Below are 22,528 nucleotides of genomic sequence, written 5' to 3' on the forward strand. Positions count from 1 at the left end.
AGATCGGGGTGACACTTGGTGCTCATTCTACAGAATCGAAAGGGAACGGAATGAAGGAAATCGTCGTCACCGGAGCCGGGCGCATCGGCGCTGCCATTGCTGACATGCTGGTCGCCTCGGGCGATTATTCGGTCACCGTTGCCGACCGTTCGGCCGAACAGCTCGCGGCCCTGCCCGAGCACCCGCAGATTGCGGGTGTCGAGGTCGACCTTTCCGACACGAAGGCGCTGGCTGCCGTTCTGAAGGGCAAGTTCGCCCTGCTCAACGCCGCGCCCTACAATCTGACCGTTCCCATTGCCGAGGCCGCAGCCGAAGCCGGTGTGCATTACCTCGACCTTACCGAGGATGTGAAAAGCACGCGTCGCGTGAAGGAGATCGCGGCGACCGCCGACACGGCCTTCATTCCCCAGTGCGGTCTCGCGCCGGGCTTCATCACCATCGCCGCCAATTCGCTCGCCAAGCGCTTTGACGAGCTGCACGATGTTCGGATGCGCGTCGGCGCGCTGCCGCAGTTTCCGGCCAATGCGCTCAATTACAATCTCACCTGGTCGCCGGAAGGCGTGATCAACGAGTATTGCGAATCCTGCGAGGCCATTGTCGATGGCGAAATGAAGGAAGTCGCGCCGCTTGAGGGGCTGGAAGAGTTCTCGCTGGACGGCGTGCGCTACGAAGCGTTCAACACGTCCGGTGGCCTGGGCTCCATCTGCGAGTCGCTCAAGGGACGTGTGCGCAATCTCAACTACCGCACGATCCGCTATCCCGGTCATGCCTCGATCATGAAGATGCTGCTGAACGATCTGCGCCTGATCGAGCGCCGCGATCTGTTGAAGGAGATCTTCGAGCACGCACTGCCGACCACCATGCAGGACGTGGTGGTGATCTTCGTGACGATCACGGGCCTGAAGAATGGCCGTTTGGTGCAGGAGAGCTACGCCAACTCGGTGTTCGCCGATCCGGCAGGGCCGCATGCGCGCAGCGCTATCCAGAAGACGACGGCAGCCGGCATCTGCACCGTGCTTGACCTGCTCGCCAATGGCAAACTTCCCGCAAAAGGCTTCGTGCAGCAGGAAGACATCGCGCTGGAAGACTTTTTGGCAAACCGCTTCGGCCGCACCTATCAGCCGGACAGCGGCCCGCAGGCAAAAGCGGCCTGATCGGGCATTTTTCGGCCAGCGGCGAAATAGGTCGCTGGCCGTACCGTTTCGGCCTCATGTGACATTGCGCGGGTCAGAACCTCTCCATAATCTCGCGCGATGACAAACGACCGGCCGCTAGTCGGCATCCTCCTGATGATCGGTTTCTGCGCGGTCGCCCCTCTGGGCGACTCGATTGCGAAACTGTTGGGCGAGACCATTCCGCTGTTCGAGCTTCTGGTCGTGCGTTTCGCCGCGCAGGTGGTCTTTCTTCTGCCTATCGTCTGGTGGAGCGGCACGCGGCTCGCACTGCCCGGATACGTCATGCGGCTGACGGTGCTGCGCACGGCGCTTCACATCACCGGCATCGGCGCAATGTTCATGTCGCTGCGCTATCTGCCGCTGGCCGACGCCGTGGCAATCGCCTTCGTCATGCCGTTCATCATGCTCGCTTTCGGAAAGTTCTTTCTTGGCGAAGCGATTGGCCCAAGGCGTCTTGCCGCCTGCACGGTCGGCTTCATCGGCACGCTTCTGGTCGTGCAGCCGAACCTCGTGACCGTGGGCGCACCGGCTTTGCTGCCGCTGGTCGTCGCCTTTGCCTTCTCAGGCTACATGCTGGTGACGCGAAAGATCTCGCGCGTGGCCGACCCGATTGCGCTTCAGGTGGTGAGCGGCATTTACGCCGTCATCGGTTTTGCGGCGGTCGCGTTCATTAATCTCGGCTTCGACCTGCCGCAACTGCGCATGGTGCAGCCAGACCTGCGGGAGACGCTGCTCCTGATCGCATCGGGCTTTTTCGGAACGTTCGGGCACCTGCTCATGACCTGGTCGCTGCGCTTTGCGCCATCGGCCACCGTGGCGCCGATCCAGTATCTGGAGATCCCCTTCGCCACCGTGATCGGCTGGCTGATCTTCCGCGACCTGCCCAACGGGCTCGCCGCTCTCGGCATCGCCATCACCATTGGCGCAGGGCTCTACATCGTTTTCCGCGAGCGGGCCATTGCAAGGGATATGCAGGCTCAGCCCTTGCCGGACGCGCAGTAGATTCCGTAGAGGGTCTGGAGCACCTGCTCCACTTCCTGTGCGGCAAGGCTGTAATAGATTTGCTGGCCGTCTCGCCGCGTCTCCACCAGCCCCAGCGCCCGTAACTTGCCGAGCTGCTGGGATAAGGCCGACTGGGACATGCCGACCGCTTCCGCCAGCGCATTCACGCTCGCTTCGCCATCGAGCAGGTGGCAAAGGATCATGAGCCGGTTCTGGTTGGCCATGGCCTTGAGGAGGTCCGAGGCTTGCCGCGCCTTGCTTTCAAAGGCGGCGATGTCGTTTTCGTTCATCTGAATACATGAATTTATGAGCATCTCAGATGTCGGGTGCGCGGGCAGTCATGTCAAGCGCTCTCGCGGGCTGCTGCACAATCCGATCCATATCGTTGCGGGAAAGTTCAATTCATCGGGTCTTGCATTTCACTCGTATATTAATATATGAAGACATCATAATATTCAAGGAGGCATAGCCATGACACTCGATCGCGCAGTTCTCGCCTTTGCTGGCATCATGATACTTCTCTCCGTGGTTCTGACCATGTGGGTCTCGCCGCTGTTCATCTGGTTCACGGTCTTTATCGGCCTGAACATGCTACAGTCGGCTTTCACGGGCTTCTGCCCGGCCGCGTTCCTGTTCCGCAAGCTGGGCGTGAAGTCCGGCACCGCGTTTTAATCACCACAGTGAGGCTCCGATGCGCGCCATACTTCTTCTCGCCGGGTTTCTTTCAGCAGGCCCGGCACTCGCCGAAAACATCACCCTGACGCCAACTGCGATAACCGAGTGGAAGCCGGTCTATGGCCGCGTGGAAGCCCGGGATACGGTGCCGGCGCGTGCGCGCATCGGCGGCATCGTTGTCGAACTGAATGTCAGCGAGGGCGACAATGTCACTTCGGGGCAGCAGATCGGCACGATCCGTGACGACAAGATCGCATTCCAGATCGCCGCTCTAGACGCGCAGCTGCGCGCGCTGGAGGCGCAGATGGAAACGGCGGAATCAGAACTCGCCCGCGGCCAGACACTGGTGGAACGCGGCGTTGTTACCACCCAGCGGCTCGACCAGCTGCGCACGCAGGTGGACGTGATCCGCAACCAGATTGCCGCCACCGAAGCACAGCGTTCGGTGATCGAACAGCAGGGTGCCGAGGGCGCAATCTTTGCGCCGCTCGATGGCCGGATCCTGACGGTTCCCGTCACAAGGGGCGCCGTGGTTCTGCCCGGTGAACCGATCGCCACGATTGGCGGCGGTGGGTTCTTCCTGCGTCTTGCAATCCCCGAACGGCACGCAGCTGCGCTCGAAGAAGATGCAGCCATTCACATCACCAGCCAGGGGCAGGAAGTGGAAGGCCGTCTCGCCAAGATCTATCCGCAGATCGAGAATGGCCGCGTTATCGCCGATGTGGAGGTGGAAAGCCTCGACACTGCCTTTGTCGATGCGCGTGTGCTCGTGCGTGTGCCGGTGGGCGAACGCGAAGCGCTGCTCGTTCCCGCCGCTGCCGTCACCACGCGCTCGGGCATCGATTTCGTCACCGTTGAAGCAGGCGGGGCAACCATCGAACGCACGGTGGTTCCGGGCGAAACCGTTACCCGCGACGATGGTGACTTTGTTGAAATCCTGAGCGGCCTCGCTGCCGGAGACACGGTCATCGCGCCATGAACCAAGCACCAGAAAAGCTGGGTATTGCCGGTGTGCTGACGCGCACCTTCATCAATTCGCCCCTCACCCCCCTCTTCCTGATCGCGGCTTTCGCCTTCGGGCTGGTGGCGCTTGCCACCCTGCCGCGCGAGGAAGAGCCACAGATCTCCGTTCCCATGGTGGACATCCACGTCCAGGCCAACGGGCTGAAGGCGGAAGACGCCGTCAAGCTCGTGACCGAGCCGCTGGAAACCATCGTCAAGGGCATTGACGGTGTCGAGCACGTCTATTCGCAGACCGGCGACGACCGCACCATGGTCACCGCGCGTTTCGTTGTCGGCACCTCGTCCGACGCCGCAGTGCTGCGCGTGCACGACAAGGTGCGGGCCAATATGGACCGCATTCCCGTCGGCATTCCCGAACCGCTGATCGTTGGACGCGGGATCGACGATGTCGCCATCGTCTCGCTCACCCTGTCGCCGAAGCCCGAGGCCGCCGACAGCACCACGGCGACCGATCTGACCCGGATCGCCCGCGAGCTGCGCACCGAGATCGCAAAGATCGAGGATGTCGGCCTGACCTATCTGGTTGGCGAAACCGGCGAGGTGATCCGCATCGCGCCCGATCCGCGCCGCCTGGCGCTCAATGGTATCACGCTGCAGCAGCTGGCCGGCAAGGTGTCGGGCGCAAACCGCGCCTTCCCCGTCGGGCAGGTGCGCGATGCGGGTGAGCAGATCACCGTTGTTGCGGGCGAAACGCTGCGCACGCCGGCCGAAATCGGCAATCTGCTGCTGACCGCGCGTGACGGACGCCCCGTCTATGTGCGCGATGTGGCCGATGTGAGCTTCACGACGGACGCCAGCGAAGCGCTGGTCTCGACCGTGACCCGCAGCGAGGATGGCGCAATCGAACGCGTTCCGTCCGTCACGCTGGCAGTCGCAAAGCGCGCCGGCGCAAACGCCGTGACCGTGGCGCACCAGATTCTGGAGAGTGTGGAGCTGCTCGAAGGCAATGTCATTCCCGACAGTGTCTCCGTGGAGATCACCCGCGATTATGGCGAAACGGCCAATGAAAAGGCCAATGAGCTGCTGTTCCACCTGGCTCTTGCGACGATTTCGATCATTGCGCTGGTGTGGGTTGCCATTGGCTGGCGGGAAGCGATCGTGGTGGCCATCGTCATTCCGGTCACCATCCTGCTCACCCTGTTTGCCGCCCGCGTGATGGGATACACGCTGAACCGCGTCTCGCTGTTCGCGCTGATTTTCTCCATCGGCATTCTGGTGGACGACGCCATCGTGGTGATCGAGAACATCGCACGCCACTGGGGCATGGGTGACGGGCGCGACCGCCGCCGCGCGGCCATTGAGGCCGTGGCGGAAGTGGGCAACCCGACCATCGTCGCCACGCTGACCGTGGTGGCCGCCCTTCTGCCGATGCTGTTCGTGTCCGGTATGATGGGGCCCTATATGAGCCCGATCCCGGCCAACGCCTCGGCTGCGATGATCTTCTCCTTCTTCGTGGCCGTCATGGTCACGCCGTGGCTGATGATGAAGACCGCCGGCAAGGCCCCCATCGCTGCACATGGCGGTGACGGTCATCACCAGGGCGGTTCGCTCGGGCGCATCTATAGCTGGGCTGCCCGGCCGATCCTCAAGACCAAGGGGCGGAGCTGGTTCTTCCTCATCGCCGTTGGTCTCGTGACGCTTGGCTCGCTCGGTCTGTTCTACACCAAGGACGTGACCGTGAAGCTGCTGCCGTTCGACAACAAGTCGGAACTGGCGGTGCTGATCGACCTGCCCGAGGGCTCTTCCGTGGAAGCCACGGATGCGGTTGCCCAGGCGGTTGCGCGCAACGTGCTCGAACTGCCCGAGGTGCGCTCGGTGCAGACCCATGCGGGCTCGGCCGCTCCGTTCAACTTCAACGGGCTGGTGCGTCACTACTTCCTGCGTGCTGCCCCTGAACAGGGCGACGTGGCGCTGAACCTGACCGGCAAGGGCGAGCGCGACCGCGCCAGCCATGACATCGCGCTCGACATTCGTGAGCGTCTTGCCACGCTGCCGGTGCCCGAGGGCACGAGCCTGAAGGTCGTTGAGCCGCCGCCCGGCCCGCCGGTCATGGCGACGCTGCTGGCCGAGATCTATGGTCCTGATGCCGAAACGCGCCGCCAGGTGGCGGAGCGGGTAGAGGCTGCGTTCCGCTCTGTTCCCTTCGTGGTGGACGTGGACAACTCCTTCGGCGACCCGGCCCGGCGTCTGCGCGCCACGGTCTCGACCGATGATGCGGAATTCTACCGTGTCGAGGAAAGCGACGTGTTCGACACGCTGGCCATCCTCAATGGCGGCCAGACCGTTGGCTATTCGCATCGCGGCGAAGGCCGACAGCCGATCCCGATCCGTGTTGAGCGGCCGAAGGGCGAGAAGACGCTGGACGAGGATTTCCTGACGACGCCGATCCCCGCCAATGTGCTGCCGGGCAGCCGCGGCGTGGTGGAGCTGGGCGATGTCGTGCAGATTTCCGAGGAGCGCGCCTCCTATCCGGTGTTCCGCCACAATGGCCGTGCGGCCGAGATGGTGACGGCAGAACTGGCCGGCGATTTCGAGGCTCCGCTCTATGGCATGATGGCCGTGCAGGAGGCGCTGGATGCGCAGGACTGGACGGGGCTCGAAAAGCCGACCATCAGCCTGAACGGCCAGCCCTCGGACGAAAGCACCCCCACGCTTCTGTGGGATGGCGAGTGGGAAGTGACCTGGGTCACCTTCCGTGACATGGGCGCTGCTTTCATGGTTGCCCTGCTCGGCATCTACATTCTGGTGGTGGCGCAGTTCGGCTCGTTCAAGGTGCCGCTGGTGATCCTGACGCCGATCCCGCTGACCTTCATCGGCATTCTCGGCGGGCACTGGCTGTTTGGCGCGCCCTTCTCGGCCACGTCGATGATCGGTTTCATCGCGCTTGCCGGCATCATCGTCCGAAATTCGATCCTGCTGGTGGACTTCATCCGCCATGCGGCGTCACCCGAGCGGCCGCTGACCGAGGTGCTGATCGAAGCCGGTGCGATCCGCTTCAAACCGATCCTGCTCACCGCCTTTGCGGCGATGATCGGCGCGGCGGTGATCCTTGCGGACCCGATCTTTCAGGGTCTGGCGATCTCGCTCCTGTTCGGTCTGGCGTCTTCGACGCTGCTGACCGTGCTGGTTATCCCCGCGATCTACCGCGTGCTGCGCACCTGATTGCGGCGAAAGCCCTCGCCTTCCCCCTCATGCGGGCGCAGATGTGCCTGGCAGGGGGAAGGCACTTCTCCCCTCCCCCTGACGCATTGTTTTTACGAAATTCCGGACGGAAAACCGGTTCCCGCTTTTCCTGGAATTTCTTTAGTGCGCTAACAGAAGCGGTGCGGGCGCGCTCTGGAGCATGGTGCGGGTGACACCGCCGAGGACAGCCTCGCGGAAGCGGGAATGAACGAAAGCGCCCATCACCATCAGCTCCACCTGCTCTGCCGACAGAAACGCATTCAGCCGCGCCGTGACATCGCCATCAATGGCGGTGAGTGTTTCAATCTGCGGGTCATTGACCCCGTGGCGGACGAGATAGGCGGCAAGGTCAGCCCCCGGCGCCATGCGCGAGAGATCCTTCTCGCCGGTCACCGAAACGATGAACACCTGCTCTGCTTCCTGCAGGAAGGACAGCGCATCGTCCACCGCACGCGCCGCACGGGCGCTGCCGTCCCAGGCAACCGCAACACGCTTCGGCGCTGGATTGCCACCCGCCTGCGGCACAAGAAGCGCAGGCCGGCCGCTGTCGAACAGCACATCCTCGACCACATCGCTTTTCATATCCGAGCCTTCGCCCGGCGCGTCGAGAACGCACAGATCGTTGACCCTTGCGAGGCGCGCAAGGCGTGCGCTGCGTGGCTCAAGCCGCGAAAGCGACTGCTCGGTCACGCATTCCACGCCGGCCCCTGCGGCAAGCCGCGCCGCAGCCTTCGCGGTTTCGCGCGTCGTGGCTTCCAGTGCGTCCAGCTCTTTCTTGACGATGCTGGCCAGGCCGCCACCGGTGCGCGAGATCGGCAGGTAGATGGATGGCGGCAGTGCGCATACCGTGAGACAGGAACCATGATGGGCGGCAAGCGCCACCGCATAATCGAGCGCCGGCGTGGAGGTAAACCCCTCGCTGGCCTCAAGGCCGACAAGAATGCATTTCGGTTTATCGGCCATGGTTCTTCTCCTTCTTAAAAAAGCGCTACTGGAGCGTGGCGAGATAAGTCAGGATCGCGTCGATCTGGTCAGGCTCGGCGATGAAGACCGGCATGTCGGGATGGCCCACGACAATGCCTTCTGCAAACGCCTCTTCCAGCGCCTCCAGCGGATAGCGCTGCGAGAGCTCGCGGAAGGGCGGCGCCTCCGGATGCGTGCTCTCATCGGTCGCGCCGACGGCATGGCAACTGGAGCAGTTCGTCTCGATCAGCTCCCGGCCATAGGCCACGAGTTCATCAGCTTCGTCTGCCATCGCCTGAGCGCAGGCTGCTGCGAAGAGCGCCGCGAAGACGCCCGTGCGGAGCGTGAAGTTCTGCATTTCCAGCCTTTCGGATCATAATTGATTCAAGAACTATCAGCTTTAGCATAGCAAACTTTGATGCGGGTCAAGGAACAGCGGCAAACAATGACTTGATCTTTGTCAAAGCGCCTTCAGAATCGGCTTTCTAGGGTGGTGAAGAACGAAAGGATCCAGCATGACCACAGTTTCTGACCTCTCTCCGAAATTTCGCCATGTCCGGCTCGAACTCGCCCGCGAAAAAGGGCACCCGATGGGTGAGCATGACGAGGGCTACGATCTGCTCGTACCGCTGGACACGGAGGGCCGCCTCGACCCCGTGGAGTGGAAGAAGCACCAGATGCAGTGCCGCGTGCGCCGCTTTGAACCGGACGCGCAGGACAAGATTGGCCGGTTGCGCCGCAAGCCCGGCGGCCAGTGGTATTTCGACTATGAGGAAGGCGAGCGCGATGACGAGATCGGCTTCCGCCTCGGGGAGGAACGCTTCCGGCAGGGCGAATATGTTTCCATCTCCCGTGAAGGCCAGATGCACACCTTTCAGGTGAAGCTGGTCGAACGGCTCTAGCGGCCCGATGACCCGGCGCATCGCCATCGTGCTGGGGCATCCCGACCCCAGCCCCGACCGGCTCTGCCGCGCCTTCGCTGCCGCCTATGCGGAAGGGGCGCGGGAGGCCGGGCATGTGGTCGAAATCATCGATCTGGCGGCGCTGGACTTCCCGCTTTTGAAGTCACAGCAGGACTTTCTGCACGGAGCCCTGCCCGACGCGCTGAAACCGGCGCAGGAGGCCGTGACCGCCGCCGAACATGTGGTGTTCATCTACCCGCTGTGGCTCGGTACGATGCCGGCGCTCCTGAAGGGCTTTCTCGAACAGCTCCTGCGTCCGGGCGTTGCCTTTGCCTACAAGGAGAAGGGGTTTCCCGAAACGCTGCTCAAGGGCAAGTCGGCGCGGGTTATCGTCACTATGGGCATGCCGGCGCTGATCTACCGGCTCTGGTTCCTCTCGCACAGCCTGCGCAGCCTTCGCCGCCACGTGCTGAAATTCGTCGGTTTTTCGCCTGTGCGCGAAACCCTGTTCGGCGCAGTGGAAGAAGCGGGTGAAGAAAAGCGCAAAAGCTGGATCGAAGAGGTCCGCGTGCTGGGCAAGAGTGCTCTCTAGTTGTGAAATCCACACCGGCCGGGGTGACAGACCCGGCATAACAAAGCATCTTGCGCATATGGATTCACGGATCCAGACGTGACGACGCATCATCATCAGGAGGGCATCCGCAATGGCGGGAAAGTTCGAACTCTACAAGGACAAGGCGGGTGAATTCAGGTTTCGCCTGAAAGCCGGCAATGGCGAGATCATTCTGGCCAGTGAAGGCTACAAGCAGAAGTCGAGCGCGGAGAACGGCATCGAGTCCGTTCGCACCAATTCTCCCAAGGACGAGCGCTACGAGCGCAAGGATACTTCTTCGGGCAAGCCCATGTTCAACCTGAAGGCCTCCAATGGCCAGGTGATCGGCACGAGCGAATCCTACAGCAGCGAAAGCGCGCGCGAGAACGGCATCCAGTCCGTGAAGAACAACGCCCCGGACGCCAAGCTGGAAGATCTGTCGGCCTAGAGCAATTCCAGGAAAAGTGGGAACCGGTTTTCCGACCGGAATTGCGTAAAAACAATGAGTAGGGCGTTTTCGCGATTCAACGAAAAGCGGAAACGCTCCAAGCCCGGCTTTCCCTTTAGTGCTCCATGACCTTGCGTGGAGTGGAGGTCGCCTCCGCTCCACCATTCAGAATGCGTATCCCCGGCACGGGCAGCGGCAGGCCTGAATTGCGCAGGGCCGCATCGATCTCGGCGAAGATCGCATCCCGGCAGTCGATGTCATCGGCGAAGCTGGGCACCCAGAACCGCACATTATAGCGAATGCCTTCCGGATCGTATGACGCGACCCGAACGTCCGGCGCCGGCGTCTGAACGATGATCGGTGAACGGCTGGCGGCCTCGGCCAGAAGCTTGCGCGCATCGCTGACAGCAAAGGCGTGAGACAGCACCACTTCCACCTGCGTCCGGTATTTCCGGTTCGGAGCGCTGTAGTTGGTGAGCTTCTGCCGTGCGATCTGACTGTTGGGCAGGATCACATAGGTGTCGTTGCGGGTGAACAGGCGCGTGGTGCGCCAGCCGATCTCGATCACCCGCCCGCGCGTCTGGTCGTCGATGGAAACCCAGTCGCCTATGCGATACGGCGCTTCGATGCCCACCGCGATGCCGGCAAAGACATCCGCCAGTGTGCTGCGCAGCGCGAAGCCCAGAATTGCGATGATAAGCCCGGAACCGGCCAGCGCGCCGCTCCAGCTCTGTCCGATCACCAGCATCACCGTCGCCAGCGTCGCGGCCAGGAACAGGGCAGCCGAGATCAGCTCCGGCAGAAGCTTCGGCACCTGACGGCGCTTTCGCCCGGCCCGCTCCAGCGCCATGGCGACAAGACGCCCGCCCAGCCACGCCGCCGAAAAATAGGCGACAGCGCCTGTCAGCACGCGAATGGGTTTGGGCGGGATGCCCAGTTCCAGCCACTCCATGACCGGCTGGTGCAGCATATAGGCGGCAATGGCGAGCCCGGTGCAAAGCAGCGGCCAGAGTATGCGCAGGAAGGTTTTGCGGATCGCACTCATATCAGGCTCACCTCCAGGTCGACATGGCGGAAGCCGCGACCGGGGCGCTCGCGCGGGCGCGCAGGCAGTTTGACCGGTTGATCGTCCGGGCGAATGGGGCTCAGGCAGTGAAGGCACCGCGAAGCGGCGCGCGGAGACAGGCTTCCGCAATGCGCGCAAACCAGAGGCTGAATTTTTCTCGACATTGGTGATCTCTTCCAGGCACTTGGATCGCCGTGCACCCATTCGGACGCACCAAAGACGGTCCAGAGTTTCGATGGAGCATCGGAGGAAACCGAAAACCGGCTTCCACTTTTTGGATCGATGCTCTGGCTGGCACCCGGGACGGAAGAGAACTTATGCTTATCTCAACGACACACCGCCCCGGGAGAAACATGAGTTTCCCGGGCGCACCTGATCGTCGCGTTTTTCAGATTCATAAGCATGGTTTTGATTTAATTATAAAAATTTGGTTTTCAAGCTCAGAATCCAATAATAATCAGAAACCATCGCTCAAATGAGACATTCGCTTATGAATGGAGCCATTTGTTTGGTTTTTATTGGCATTTCCCGTCTGATTAATTTCCATGAATTGTGGTTGATTGACAAATTTCTTGAATCTGAAATTTTCTATTGCCCTTACGTAAGGAAAATGCAGATTCACTTCATTCATTTCACTCGCTGAAAACCACGCTTCACTGGCATGAACGACCGGCTTGCCTCCACTTCCGATTTCCTGCTCGAACTCTATTCGGACGCGGCCGACTGCCATCCCGAGGCATTTCGGCTTCGTACGCTGGAGCGGCTCACAAAGCTAATCGATTTCGATTTCGCGGTCTGGGGCGGCGGAGCGGCTGAAAGCCGCGACGTGACGGATCTGGTTACCTATGAGCAGTCTCCCGCAATATTGCATGATTGGTCGCAGGTGGCCGATCAGGATGCCTTTTGCGACATCACGCTGGGGCAATTGGGAAAAGCCGCCCGTTTCGACGATATCCGGAATTATCGGGACAGCATCGCCTATAATGATCACTGGCGGCGCTTTGGAGCGCGGCAGATGATGGCGACGATCTCGGCCGAGCCTCTGGATGGCTATGTCAGCTTTGTGGGCCTGTGTTCCGAAGCCAGAACAAACGTCTTCTGCGACGCCTCCCGGATGATGAAGAACGTGATCGTGCCGCATCTCTCTGCAGCGCTTCGCATCAACCGGCAATCCTCGCTCATGCGTCACGGCCGCGAGAGCGAAGCCATCGGCCTTGTGGATCGGGGCGGCTGGATTCTGGTGGGCCTCGACCGGTTTTCGGAGCTGGCGCGCGAAGAAGGGGCGCTTTCCAACCGCTTGCCGCATGGGATGTGGGAGGGGCTTGTGCAGACCGGCGCCTGGCAGGGCACGGCGCTTCTTGCCAGCGCCGAGCGCCGGGGTGCGCATTATCTCGTGCGGCTCACACCACTTGGCGCATTTGCGCGCCTGACCCCTCGCGAAATGGAGATCGTGCGTTCCTACGTGACCGGGCTGACTTTTCGGGAAATCGCGACGGAGCTGGCCATCGCCCCTTCCACGGTGCGCAACCACATCGCCAACATCTTTGAAAAACTGCACGTCGCCAGCCGGACAGAGCTGGTGCAACTGCACCTGGCGACCTTTGGCCAGTTCACCGCTCCGGACACACCGAAAGCCCCGGGCGCAAGACCGTAGTGCATCTGCACTATTTCCTTTTGTCTTTATCGCCGCTTCTTTCGCCCTGCCCGGCCGAAGCGCGCCGGCGGGCGAAAACGAAGCAAAGGCACGATGGAATGAGAAAACTGATCGCGGGGTTTCTGTTTGCGCTGACAGCAATGTCGGCCCCGGCTTCGGCTGAAATCGACGGGCATGGGCCCGATAGCTGGCGGGTGGTTGGCGTCTCCAGAAATGACGCGCTCAACGCGCGCATGGGCCCGGGCACACGCTATGCGGTGATTGAGCGTTTCCGCAGCAATGAAGGCGGCCTGAAACAGGTCACATGCGTTCCATACATCCCGCCGGCACATTTTCAGCGCATGAGCGAAGCGCAGCGCCGGGCGTTGCCGCCGCGCTGGTGCCTGATGCAGGATCGCGCTCTGATCCGGGCGGGATGGGTCAATGCGAACTATCTGCGGCCTGATTTTGGACAGCCAGCAAAACCACAAAAGCCGGCCAAACGCGTTTCCGTGGAGCCTGGCGGCGACCTGATCGCCAGATCGGAAGGGCTGGTGCGCGCGCTGTACGAACTGCGTTCGCTTGAGGATCAGGGTATTCGAACCGAGCTTTACACGCGCACGGGGGCCGGGCGGTTCTTCCAGAAAGCCATCGTGCAGCGCTTCATATCCGGCGCTGCGGGGGCCGACCCCATTTATGGCGCTCAGGATTTCGACGGCGCATGCGAAGAGCCGCGTCGCCATCCCACGCAGCCCATGTATCGCGGCATGATCACCGTCATTGTGGACTGTGTGAATTTCGGGCGGGCGCAGCGCACCGAATACGCCCTGCGTATTGATCCCGATCAGCCGGACGGTACACCGCGCATTTTCCGCATCAGCCACAAGGACTGGGATTTCCCGTGATTCCGGTCCCCTCACCTTTCCCTGAACAACCCAGGAGCACTTACATGAAGCCCACTCTGCGCCTTCTCTTGCTGGCAGGTTCGCTCGTTACATTCCCCGCCATGGCGCTGGAAGGCGAAACGATCGGCAGCGTGACGGCAACGATCGATGGAACCGGATATACGGGCGAGACACTGGCGTTCCCCTCCGAAGGCTCGGCCATGGCGACCTTCGTGCCTGTTGGCCCCTCCGTGACTGTCTCGGTTCAGGCAATGGACCCGCAAGCAGAGTCACGCCTCAACAACATGCTGGTGATCGACTTTACGGCGCTGGGAACGGACGCCACGGCGCAGATGATCACCGGCAGCATCAGCTGGTGGCCGGAAGGGATGGACAGCCCCTTCTATATCAGTGACGAAAATGCGGGGCATGCCGGCATCACGCTCGACAGTCTCAGCCTTGATGGCGAAGCGCGTGTGACAGGGAGTTTCGACACATCCATCTGCCGCAAGGACGGGCCGTTTTCCGAAGCGGATACGAGCAAATGCGTGAAGGTGTCGGGCAGGTTCGACACGGCGCTCCATGCGCAATAGCAGTGCTCCGCGCGTGAGTGCCTGGAGCAATTCCGGAAAAAGCGGAAATGCTTTAGAAGCGGAAAAAGGAATCCTGCAGCGCCGAGTTGGAATATTCGACCGGCGTTCCATCTTTGTCGACCACGACGCGCTGTACCCGAAGCAGCGGCGAGGCCTGTGGGATCGATAGCGCTTCGGCCTCTTCCGCCGAGGCCGTGAGCAGCGAAACATGTTCGCGGGCGAGGAATATCTCGCCTGCAAGCGCCGTGCGAAGCATGGTGTAGAGCGACGTGTCCGCGAGTTTGGCAACGTCCAGCCGCCGGGCCAGAGCCGCGGGCAGAAGCGAGGTCTGGTGAACCACCGGACGGCCCTCCAGTAGGCGCACCCGCCGGATCTCGAACACCTCGCTTCCAAGCGGAAGGTTCAGCGCGTGGGCGGCTGACAGGCATGCCTGACGACGCGCGGTGGAGACGAGCCGTGTGGAGGGGCGAAAGCCCGCTTCGCGCGCAGCGGTGGGGAAATCCACCAGCTTTTCGCTGCTGCGCCCGATGGCGCGTTCACGGTAGACCGTGCTGCGCCCCTGCCCTTTGGAAACGAAGCCCTCGCGCTGGAGAAGCTCCAGCGCCTGACGCACGGTGCGCCGTGAGACGGCATAGGCCGTGGCCAGCGCGTTTTCCGATGGCAGCGGATCGCCATTGCGCCACAGACCGCCGGTCAGCTCGCTGATGAGCCGGTTGGCGAGACGCTGATAGGCGTGATCCGCACCCATGCGCTCAGGCCGTCCTGCCGCCGATGTTGCGCACCAGCACAGCGCCGATGATGATCAAGCCGGTGAAGATGTCCTGCAGGTAGTTCGGCACACCGAGAATGGTGAGACCATTGGCGACCACGGCGATGATCGCCGCGCCCAGAAGCGTGCCGAGCGCATTCGCCTGCCCGTCGCGGAAGGCGGTCATGCCGAGGAATACAGCCGCATAGGCCTGAAGCAGGAAACCGTTGCCGCCGGTCGGATGGGCGCTGCCAAGGCGCGCGGTGAGAAGCAGGCCCGCAAGGGCGGCAAAAAGCGTGCACAGGCCGAAGGCCCACACACTGTTGGGCACGATGCGCACGCCGGTCAGGCGCGCGGCCTCGCGGTTGCCGCCAATGGCGAGGATGCGGCGGCCAAGCTCCGTGTGGTCGAGGATGAAGGCCGCAAACAGTGTTGCCGCGAGCGCCCAGAGGGTCAGAACGGGAATGCCGGCGAGATAGCCGCGGCCCAGATCGCGGAAGCCCACCGGAATGTTTCCGAAGAGCGTTGCGCCATCGCTGATCCAGTAGGTGATGCCGCCGACAATGGTGCCCATGGCAAGCGTGACGATGAAGCTGGGCATGCGATAGGTGGCGATGGCGAGCCCGCTGACTGCGCCGACGGCGAAACCCGCAATGAGCGTGACCAGCATGACCGGCACGATGCCCCACCCCGCCCCGAACAGCGTGACGGAAACAATGCCCGCCATGGAAACCACCGCGCCGACCGAAAGATCGAATTCCGACAGCGACATGACGAATGTGGCCCCCAGCGCAACGATGGCCAGAAGGGACATCTGCTGGGTGATGTTGATGAGGTTCGAGCCCTTGGCGAATGCCTCCGGCGACAGCGCTGCAAACAGGGCGACGATGGCCAGAAGGCCGATCAGGGTTCCGTAGCGGGCGGAAAAGCTCAAGGTCGTGTCTCCGGCTGGGAAGGCGCAGGCGGCGGGGCATGGAAGGTGGCGTCGATGACGGACTGGCGCGTGACGGCGCTGTTGGGCGCATCGAGCGTGACGGCCCCCTGCGCCATGACCACGACGCGGCTTGCGAGCATCAGGAGTTCTTCAAGATCGCTGGTGGCGAAGAGAACGGCCGCGCCCTCGCCCGCAAGGCGATTGCACAGTGCATGGATTTCGGCCTTGGAACGCACATCCACGCCGCGCGTCGGCTCATCGAGCAGGAACAGTTTCAGCGACGGATCGAACCAGCGGCCTATCATGATTTTCTGCTGATTGCCGCCCGACAGGGTGGAGATGCGGTCACCGAGGCCGCCATATTTGACGCTGAGCCCTTCAAGCGCGGAGCGAACGCCGGCCCGCGCCCGCCGCCAGGAAACAACCGGCAGGGCTTCCATCGCGCGATGCCGCTCCAGATGCGGCAGGACGGCATTGTCGAGAATGGAATGGTGCATGACGAGACCGGTGTTGCGCCTGTCTTCGCAGACATAGGCGACGCCGGCGCGTTTGCGGCTTTCAATGCCGGATGGTGGGAGCAATGCTCCTTCGAGCGCGATATGGCCCTGCGCCTGTCCGGCCGCCCCCCAGATCGCCTGCAACAGGCTTGAGCGCCCGCTGCCGACCACGCCGTAGAGCCCGACGATCTCGCCGGCGCGCACGGTCAGATCGATGGGCGACCGCCCGGAGCCCGCGCGAAGATTCGAGAGCTCCAGAACGGGTTCACCCGGCGCGCGCGCATCGCCATGGCGCTCATGGCGAAACGCCTCGCCCGCCATGAGCGCGACGATCCCGTCGCGCGAGGTGTCGGCGATCCGCCCGCTGCCGACAGATCGGCCATTGCGCAGCACCGTGTAGTCATCGGCCAGCGCGAACACCTCGTCAAGCCGGTGCGACACGAAGATGATGGCGCAGCCCTGATCGGCCAGATCGCGCACGATGCGGCGCAGGACGGTCGCTTCATCCTCGCTCAGCGAGGCGGTGGGCTCGTCCAGGATCAGCACCTGCGCATCGTCCATCAGCGCGCGCAGGATCTCGACGATCTGGCATTTGGCAACCGAGAGGCGACCAACCGGCGCGTCGATATCCAGGTCGAGACTGTAACGGTCCCGCAGGGCCGCGAAGCGCGTGCGCATCGCCTTCCAGTCGACGCGGCCGAAACGGCGGGGATAGGCCCGGCCCACATAGGCGTTTTCATAGGGTGTGAAGCCGGGAACGAGATTGAGTTCCTGATGCACGGAGCGCAGACCGGCGGCTTCCGCCGCGCGGGGACTGGCAGGCTCAAAATCCCTGCCGGAAAGGCGCATTGCACCGGCATCCGCCCGGTGCACGCCGGAGAGGCATTTGAGCAGGGTGGACTTGCCGGCCCCGTTCTCCCCCAGAAGGGCATGCACACGGCCGGCGGCGACGTCGAGGTGCACGCCATCGAGCGCCGTGACGCCGCCAAACCGTTTCGTGAGCCCTGCGATCTCCAGCATCTTTGCGGGTTTTACTCGCAGTTTGAGCCGAGCGTTTCGCGGTCGATCACCTTGGCCTCCACGAAAATCTCGCGGGAGGAAGGTTCGCCGCCGCCCAGAACGGTTTCTATCTCACCGACTGCGGCGCTCGCAATGCCCGGAAAATCCTGCCGCACCGTGGCGGCGAGGTTGGTGCACTGTTCGATCAGGTCGATCGCCTGCGGGTTGCCGTCAATGCCGGCGATGACGATGTCTGCATCGGGCATGTCGCTCTGGATGGCGAGCAGCGCGCCAACGGCAGGCTCATCCCAGGCGGCCCAGACGCCGTCGATCTCCTCGCCATACTGGCGAATGAAGGTCTCCATGGCTTGGCGCGCATTGTCGATGGGGCCCGGCACCTGCACGTAATGCTCGGCAATGACCTCGAAATCCGGATCCTTCTTCAGCGCTTCATCCAGCGCCAGCTCACGCTGGCGAACGCCCGGATGCGCAGAGTGGAAGAATTTGACGATTTTGCCTTCACCGCCCAGCGCCTCGAACAGATAGTCCGAGAGGATGGTGCCAAGTGCGAAATTGTCGGTGGTGATGTTGGCGGTCACGCCATCGGCAAGCGCGCCGTCCAGCACGAAAACGGGAATGCTCTTGCCGGCTGCGGCTGCAACCTGATCGCCGATCTGGTTGGGATCGACGCTGACCAGCACGATGGCGTCCGCGCCTGCATTGGTGACGTCTTCCACACGGCTTGCGAGCTGCTGAAAGTCGCCGCGCGTGTCGACCACATTGACCGTCCAGCCCTTCGCCTGCGATTCCTTCGTGAAGGTCTCGACCATTTCATTGGTGGCAACGGAGCTCAAATAGGGCGTCAGCACCGCGATGTCCTCGGCATTGGCCGTAGTTGCGTGAGCGAGACCGGCCAGTGCGGCTGTGGTGAGAAGCAGGCGTTTCATCATTTCCTCCGATCCGTTGAACGGTTTTCGTTTCTTTCGTTTACGTCAGCAGGCGGGCCTGTTCCCGCGCGAAACGGGATGCTGCGAGATAGGCCTCATAGCGGCTGTCGCAGCGTTCGGTATTGGTTGTATCAGGCGCGAGAACGGGCGGCGCATCCATGGCGGCAAGCGAGAGACCGGCCTTTGCGGCGATCATGCGCAGCGCGCCCAGCGCCGTCATCTCCTGACTTGCATCGGGAAAGGCGATCTCGCGCTTCAGAACACCGGCGAGCGTGCGCCGCTGGAGCGCATCGCGCGCCGCACCGCCAATGACGGTGAGCGGCGACGGCGGCAGGCCGGCGGTTTCCAGATTGTGGCGGATGGCGAAGGCCACGCCTTCGAGCACGGCGCGCGCCATTGCGCCCTTGCCATGGGTGCGGTCGAGGCCAAGGAATGCACCGCGCACGCGCTGATCCTCGAATGGAGCGCGCTCGCCGGAGAGATAGGGCAGGAAGAGCGGCGCGGCGCGCGCATCGTCCGCCGTCGCAGCCGCTTCCAGCAGGGCTTCGACACTCTCGCCCGTGATTTCGGCGAGCCAGTCCATGGCAGCGCCCGCCGTCAGAAATGGCGAGATGATGATGGCGCGGTCGGGGTGGACCGGATCGGCAAGCGTGTAGATGTCACGCGGGGGCGCGGCATCCTGCATGGTGAGCGTGGCTGCGACCCAGCCGGTAGTCCCGAGATAGGCGTAGGCCCGGCCCGGCTCGTCAGCGGCGGCGCCCCAGGTGGCGGCCGCGGCATCGCCCGCGCCATTGAACACCGGGATGCCCGCGACAAGGCCGAGCGCTGCGGCAGCTTCCGCGCGCAGTGGACCGACGATAGCATCGGCCGGGAGGATTTCGGGCAGGCGCGACGCCTCGACACCGGCAGTGGCGAGCAGTCCGGCATCCCAGCACCGCTCTGCGATGTTCATCAGGCCTGTGGTGGAGGCAACGGTTGGATCGATCACGGCCCGGCCCGTGAGCCTGAATGTGACGGCATCCTTCGCGCCGAAGAAGAAGCGGTGTTCGCCCGGAAGATCCGGTGCGAAACGGTCAATCCGCATGAGCTTGAAGATCGTGTGCGCAGGGTCCGGACGGTTGCCGACACGCTTTGCATAATCGCCCGGCAGGCGGGCTTCGAGCGCGGCAATCTCGACTTCATCGAGGCGGCGGTCGGAATAGAGCGCGGCGGGCGCGAGTGCTTCGCCTTCGGGCGAGAGAACAATCAGGTTCTGCATGGAGCCGGTGAAAACCAGCGCCGCGACATCCGGCCTGTGTGGCATATCGGCAAGCGCGCTGACCAGCGCGGCCCACCAGTCTGCCGGGTTCTGGGTCTGCGAACGGTCTGCACCGGAGACGGTGGAGATCGCCGCCGAGCGCGTGGCAAGCATTGCGCCGTCCTGCGAAAACAGAACGGCTTTCAGGGCCGAAGACCCGATATCGATTGCCAGAACAGCCCGGCTCAAAACCACCCTCCCTCTCACGGAGTGGACAAAACAATGTTGCCCACCGTGTCGCCGCGCACGCGCCTTTTTGCAAGGTCAGTTCCCGTTTTTTCTTGCGCGGTGATCCGTGAGTGCAGGTCTGGACGTGTCCCGTGTCAACGCCGGGGCGGCGCGTGGCTGCATTTCGCTTCCCGAATGGGACAGATGCTTCCGAAAATGCGTCAGGAAAGGGTTCTGGAGCGTGCGGGGCTGTGCCCGCAGTAACGCCGAAAGGCGGCGGCGAACCGTCCCGCATGGGCGTATCCGACGCGGGCGGCGATTGTGGCGACCGGCAGATCACCGTGCTCGAGCAGAAGCCGGGCATGTTCCATGCGGCGCATGGTGAGATAATCATGCGGGGAGAGCCCGGTGAACCGTCGCATGCCTGTGGTCAGCGTGCGCTGGGACACCTCAAGCCGCTCGCACAGTGTCGATACGGTGAGCGGAAGCGCGGACGGGTCGTCGAGCAGCGCCTTGAAGCTCAGCACATAGTGCGGCAGCGGACCGGCGGCGGCGAGAGCCGAAGGCTCTGCCTCGCGGCAGGGCACATGGGCAAAGAGTGTTTCCAGAACCGCATTGACGAGAGGCATGGGCGAAAGAGCCGTGCTGTCGGCGGCCTCGATTTCTTCCGCGACCATGAGCCCGAAGAGACGCGCCAGCCGTCGCCCGACCGGCGTGTCGAGGTCGATCTCCGGCTTGAAGAACGGTGTGCGGCGCACCGGGTCGCCCGTGTAACGCTGCCAGGAACGCTCGACGAAATCGCGCTCCAGCCGCAACATCACCTGCGTGGTGCCCGGACGCCAGTTGGAGCGCACGAAAGGCCCGGGAGACAGGATGAGGCCATGACCCGGACGCGACGCGACACGGTCGCGCCCATAGAGAATGTCCACCCCGCCGGAAAGCGGGAACTCCAGCATGTAGAACGTGTCGAAAATGCCGGCTTCGACCTCGATGTCGGGGCCATAGCGCAGGAGATTGAGAGAAGCCCCCTCGCCCGCGACGGCATGGTGCCGGAAGTCGAGTGATGCTTCGCCGGACGGCATCAGAAGGCGATGCGGCCTGTAGCGCGCGCCGATGGCGGCCTCGGCCTCCGCAACGTCAAGCGAATGCAGGCCGGGAACCCGGCCAAGCCTTTGCGACGCGTCGATGAGATCAGTCACCACCATGGGGCGTGAAGATATCAGGCGGGATCATCCTGTCCACTGGAAGCTGAGCCGCGAAAGGGACAAGTCGCGGGTAACCGAACATCGGCGGACGGTGATTTCGGTAGATATTTCAATAAATTGCTGAAAGTCTTGCGGTGAGACATGTGTTTGACTTGTCCCTGTCCGCCATGTGTGAATGGGCGAAAAGCAACAAGGGGACGCGCACGCATGACTGCACCCATTGAACCCAATTCCTTCCGGATTGGCCCGGATGATGACGGCATGTTCGGCATCTTCGGCGGCCGGTTCGTTGCCGAAACGCTGATGCCGCTGATCCTCGATCTGGAGAAACACTGGAACGAGGCCAAGGACGATCCGGCATTTCGGGCCGAACTCGAATATCTCGGCCGTCACTATACGGGCCGTCCCTCGCCGCTCTATTTCGCAGAACGCCTGACCGAGCATCTGGGCGGCGCGAAGATCTACTTCAAGCGCGAAGATTTGAACCACACCGGCTCGCACAAGATCAACAATTGCCTCGGCCAGATCCTGCTCGCCAAGCGCATGGGCAAGACTCGCATCATCGCCGAGACCGGGGCCGGTCAGCATGGCGTGGCCTCGGCCACCGTGTCGGCCCGCTTCGGCCTGCCCTGCGTGGTCTATATGGGCGCGACCGATGTGGAGCGGCAGAAGCCGAACGTCTTCCGCATGCATCTTCTGGGCGCCGAGGTGAGGCCGGTCTCTTCGGGTCATGGCACGCTGAAAGACGCCATGAACGAGGCGCTGCGCGACTGGGTGACGAATGTTGAAGACACCTATTACCTGATCGGCACGGCGGCAGGCCCGCATCCCTATCCCGAACTGGTGCGCGATCTTCAGTCGGTGATCGGCACGGAAGCACGCGAGCAGATCCAGGAGCTGGAAGGCCGGCTGCCCGACGCCATCGTGGCGGCGGTGGGCGGCGGCTCGAACGCCATCGGCCTGTTCCACCCCTTCCTTGATGACCGCCAGGTGGAGATCCACGGCGTCGAGGCCGGCGGACACGGGCTGGACGGCGACGAGCACTGCGCTTCCATGACGGCTGGCCGTCCGGGCGTGCTGCATGGCAACCGCACCTATCTGTTGCAGAACGATGACGGGCAGATCCTCGACGGGCATTCGGTGTCGGCGGGGCTGGACTATCCCGGCGTCGGGCCGGAGCACAGCTGGCTGAAGGATTCAGGCCGTGTGATCTATTCGCCCGTTCTGGACGATGAGGCGATCGAGGCGTTCCAGATGACGACGCGTCTTGAGGGCATCATCCCGGCGCTGGAATCGGCCCATGCGATTGCCCATGCGATCAAGCTCGCGCCGACCATGGGCAAGGACCAGATCATGATCGTCAATTTCTCCGGTCGCGGAGACAAGGACGTGCATACCGTTGGAAAGATGCTCGGCATGGAGATCTGAGCCGCAGGATCCGAACCCACAATCTGTCCGAAGAGAAAGCATCCTCCCATGACCACCCGCATTGACCGCCGCTTTGCGCGGCTGAAGGAAGAGAACCGTCCCGCGCTCGTGACCTATTTCATGGGCGGCGACCCGGACTATGAGACCGCGCTGTCGATCATGAAGG

General features: G+C 62.9%; 21 protein-coding genes and 3 pseudogenes. 14 read left to right on the plus strand and 10 right to left on the minus strand.

The genetic code is table 11. The features are described from left to right. The first annotated feature begins 50 nt into the window (after positions 1-50). Both JYP46_RS18980 and JYP46_RS18985 read left to right on the plus strand, forming a co-directional pair. The gene (locus JYP46_RS18980; RefSeq protein WP_113156996.1) at positions 51-1,154 is read left to right on the plus strand and encodes a saccharopine dehydrogenase family protein; all 1,104 of its coding nucleotides are present in this window, start codon (positions 51-53) and stop codon (positions 1,152-1,154) included. A gap of 99 nt (positions 1,155-1,253) precedes the next feature. Continuing rightward, complete coding sequence (locus tag JYP46_RS18985) at positions 1,254-2,177, plus strand: DMT family transporter (RefSeq protein WP_206548983.1); 924 nt, start codon at positions 1,254-1,256, stop codon at positions 2,175-2,177. Here the strand turns inward: JYP46_RS18985 and JYP46_RS18990 are convergent. After that, positions 2,153-2,467 carry an ArsR/SmtB family transcription factor gene (locus tag JYP46_RS18990; RefSeq protein ID WP_113156994.1) on the minus strand — a complete coding sequence of 105 codons (315 nt, stop codon included), beginning with the start codon at positions 2,465-2,467 and terminating at the stop codon, positions 2,153-2,155. The two genes, JYP46_RS18985 and JYP46_RS18990, sit on opposite strands and share 25 nt — an antisense overlap. A 181-nt stretch (positions 2,468-2,648) precedes the next feature. On the opposite strand from JYP46_RS18990, the gene JYP46_RS18995 reads away from it, so the two are divergent. From JYP46_RS18995 to JYP46_RS19005, 3 genes are read left to right on the plus strand one after another with little or no spacing between them, the layout of a single operon-like run. After that, positions 2,649-2,849 carry a YgaP family membrane protein gene (locus JYP46_RS18995; RefSeq protein ID WP_113156993.1) on the plus strand — a complete coding sequence of 67 codons (201 nt, stop codon included), beginning with the start codon at positions 2,649-2,651 and terminating at the stop codon, positions 2,847-2,849. A gap of 19 nt (positions 2,850-2,868) precedes the next feature. Further along, positions 2,869-3,831, plus strand: a complete 963-nt coding sequence (locus JYP46_RS19000) for an efflux RND transporter periplasmic adaptor subunit (protein WP_113156992.1) — start codon at positions 2,869-2,871, stop codon at positions 3,829-3,831. After that, positions 3,828-7,037, plus strand: coding sequence for an efflux RND transporter permease subunit (locus JYP46_RS19005; protein ID WP_206548984.1), 3,210 nt, complete (start codon positions 3,828-3,830; stop codon positions 7,035-7,037). Before JYP46_RS19000 ends, JYP46_RS19005 begins: the two co-directional genes overlap by 4 nt. A 141-nt stretch (positions 7,038-7,178) precedes the next feature. Here JYP46_RS19005 and JYP46_RS19010 read toward each other — a convergent pair whose 3' ends face one another. Both JYP46_RS19010 and JYP46_RS19015 read right to left on the minus strand, forming a co-directional pair. Then, a complete protein-coding gene (locus tag JYP46_RS19010; RefSeq protein ID WP_206546411.1) occupies positions 7,179-8,021 on the minus strand; it encodes a universal stress protein in 843 nt (280 codons plus the stop codon). Between the two features lie 25 nt (positions 8,022-8,046). Next, complete coding sequence (locus JYP46_RS19015) at positions 8,047-8,379, minus strand: c-type cytochrome (RefSeq protein ID WP_113156989.1); 333 nt, start codon at positions 8,377-8,379, stop codon at positions 8,047-8,049. Positions 8,380-8,536: 157 nt separating this feature from the next. On the opposite strand from JYP46_RS19015, the gene JYP46_RS19020 reads away from it, so the two are divergent. From JYP46_RS19020 to JYP46_RS22400, 4 genes and pseudogenes are all read left to right on the plus strand, one after another. Continuing rightward, positions 8,537-8,923 carry a hypothetical protein gene (locus JYP46_RS19020; RefSeq protein WP_206546410.1) on the plus strand — a complete coding sequence of 129 codons (387 nt, stop codon included), beginning with the start codon at positions 8,537-8,539 and terminating at the stop codon, positions 8,921-8,923. A gap of 7 nt (positions 8,924-8,930) precedes the next feature. Beyond that, positions 8,931-9,515 carry an NAD(P)H-dependent oxidoreductase gene (locus JYP46_RS19025; RefSeq protein WP_206548985.1) on the plus strand — a complete coding sequence of 195 codons (585 nt, stop codon included), beginning with the start codon at positions 8,931-8,933 and terminating at the stop codon, positions 9,513-9,515. Between the two features lie 112 nt (positions 9,516-9,627). Then, a pseudogene (locus JYP46_RS22395) lies at positions 9,628-9,789 on the plus strand (YegP family protein); the annotation flags it as partial. 33 nt (positions 9,790-9,822) lie between these two features. Further along, positions 9,823-9,963: pseudogene (locus JYP46_RS22400) on the plus strand (YegP family protein); the annotation flags it as partial. A gap of 115 nt (positions 9,964-10,078) precedes the next feature. Here the strand turns inward: JYP46_RS22400 and JYP46_RS19035 are convergent. Continuing rightward, complete coding sequence (locus JYP46_RS19035; protein ID WP_206546407.1) at positions 10,079-11,008, minus strand: mechanosensitive ion channel family protein; 930 nt, start codon at positions 11,006-11,008, stop codon at positions 10,079-10,081. 682 nt (positions 11,009-11,690) lie between these two features. Here JYP46_RS19035 and JYP46_RS22140 point away from each other — a divergent pair. The 3 genes from JYP46_RS22140 (at position 11,691) to JYP46_RS19050 (ending at position 14,139) form a co-directional block, all read left to right on the plus strand. Then, a complete protein-coding gene (locus tag JYP46_RS22140) occupies positions 11,691-12,683 on the plus strand; it encodes a helix-turn-helix transcriptional regulator (RefSeq protein ID WP_222474297.1) in 993 nt (330 codons plus the stop codon). A gap of 98 nt (positions 12,684-12,781) precedes the next feature. Next, positions 12,782-13,567 carry an SH3 domain-containing protein gene (locus JYP46_RS19045; RefSeq protein ID WP_206548987.1) on the plus strand — a complete coding sequence of 262 codons (786 nt, stop codon included), beginning with the start codon at positions 12,782-12,784 and terminating at the stop codon, positions 13,565-13,567. Positions 13,568-13,611: 44 nt separating this feature from the next. Next, positions 13,612-14,139 carry a hypothetical protein gene (locus JYP46_RS19050; protein ID WP_206548988.1) on the plus strand — a complete coding sequence of 176 codons (528 nt, stop codon included), beginning with the start codon at positions 13,612-13,614 and terminating at the stop codon, positions 14,137-14,139. Between the two features lie 52 nt (positions 14,140-14,191). Here JYP46_RS19050 and JYP46_RS19055 read toward each other — a convergent pair whose 3' ends face one another. The 6 genes from JYP46_RS19055 to JYP46_RS19080 all read right to left on the minus strand — a co-directional run bounded on the left by JYP46_RS19055 (position 14,192) and on the right by JYP46_RS19080 (position 20,934). Beyond that, complete coding sequence (locus tag JYP46_RS19055) at positions 14,192-14,887, minus strand: GntR family transcriptional regulator (protein ID WP_206548989.1); 696 nt, start codon at positions 14,885-14,887, stop codon at positions 14,192-14,194. 4 nt (positions 14,888-14,891) lie between these two features. Beyond that, entirely contained in the window at positions 14,892-15,821 is a 930-nt protein-coding gene (locus JYP46_RS19060; RefSeq protein WP_113156980.1) for an ABC transporter permease, read from the minus strand. Next, entirely contained in the window at positions 15,818-17,338 is a 1,521-nt protein-coding gene (locus JYP46_RS19065; RefSeq protein WP_206548990.1) for a sugar ABC transporter ATP-binding protein, read from the minus strand. The genes JYP46_RS19060 and JYP46_RS19065 overlap by 4 nt, the downstream gene beginning before the upstream one ends. An 11-nt stretch (positions 17,339-17,349) precedes the next feature. Further along, positions 17,350-18,264: a sugar ABC transporter substrate-binding protein gene (locus JYP46_RS19070; protein WP_244974886.1), complete on the minus strand. Its 915-nt coding sequence runs from the start codon at positions 18,262-18,264 to the stop codon at positions 17,350-17,352. A gap of 40 nt (positions 18,265-18,304) precedes the next feature. After that, the gene (locus JYP46_RS19075) at positions 18,305-19,750 is read right to left on the minus strand and encodes an FGGY family carbohydrate kinase (RefSeq protein ID WP_206548992.1); all 1,446 of its coding nucleotides are present in this window, start codon (positions 19,748-19,750) and stop codon (positions 18,305-18,307) included. Between the two features lie 200 nt (positions 19,751-19,950). Then, positions 19,951-20,934 carry a helix-turn-helix transcriptional regulator gene (locus JYP46_RS19080; protein ID WP_210346640.1) on the minus strand — a complete coding sequence of 328 codons (984 nt, stop codon included), beginning with the start codon at positions 20,932-20,934 and terminating at the stop codon, positions 19,951-19,953. 207 nt (positions 20,935-21,141) lie between these two features. On the opposite strand from JYP46_RS19080, the gene trpB reads away from it, so the two are divergent. Both trpB and trpA read left to right on the plus strand, forming a co-directional pair. After that, the gene (trpB, locus tag JYP46_RS19085; RefSeq protein ID WP_206548993.1) at positions 21,142-22,362 is read left to right on the plus strand and encodes a tryptophan synthase subunit beta; all 1,221 of its coding nucleotides are present in this window, start codon (positions 21,142-21,144) and stop codon (positions 22,360-22,362) included. 48 nt (positions 22,363-22,410) lie between these two features. Then, positions 22,411-22,528: pseudogene (gene trpA / locus JYP46_RS19090) on the plus strand (tryptophan synthase subunit alpha); the annotation flags it as partial.

This window comes from Nitratireductor aquimarinus, from assembly GCF_017255295.1.
GTDB classification, from domain to species: Bacteria; Pseudomonadota; Alphaproteobacteria; order Rhizobiales; family Rhizobiaceae; genus Nitratireductor; species Nitratireductor aquimarinus.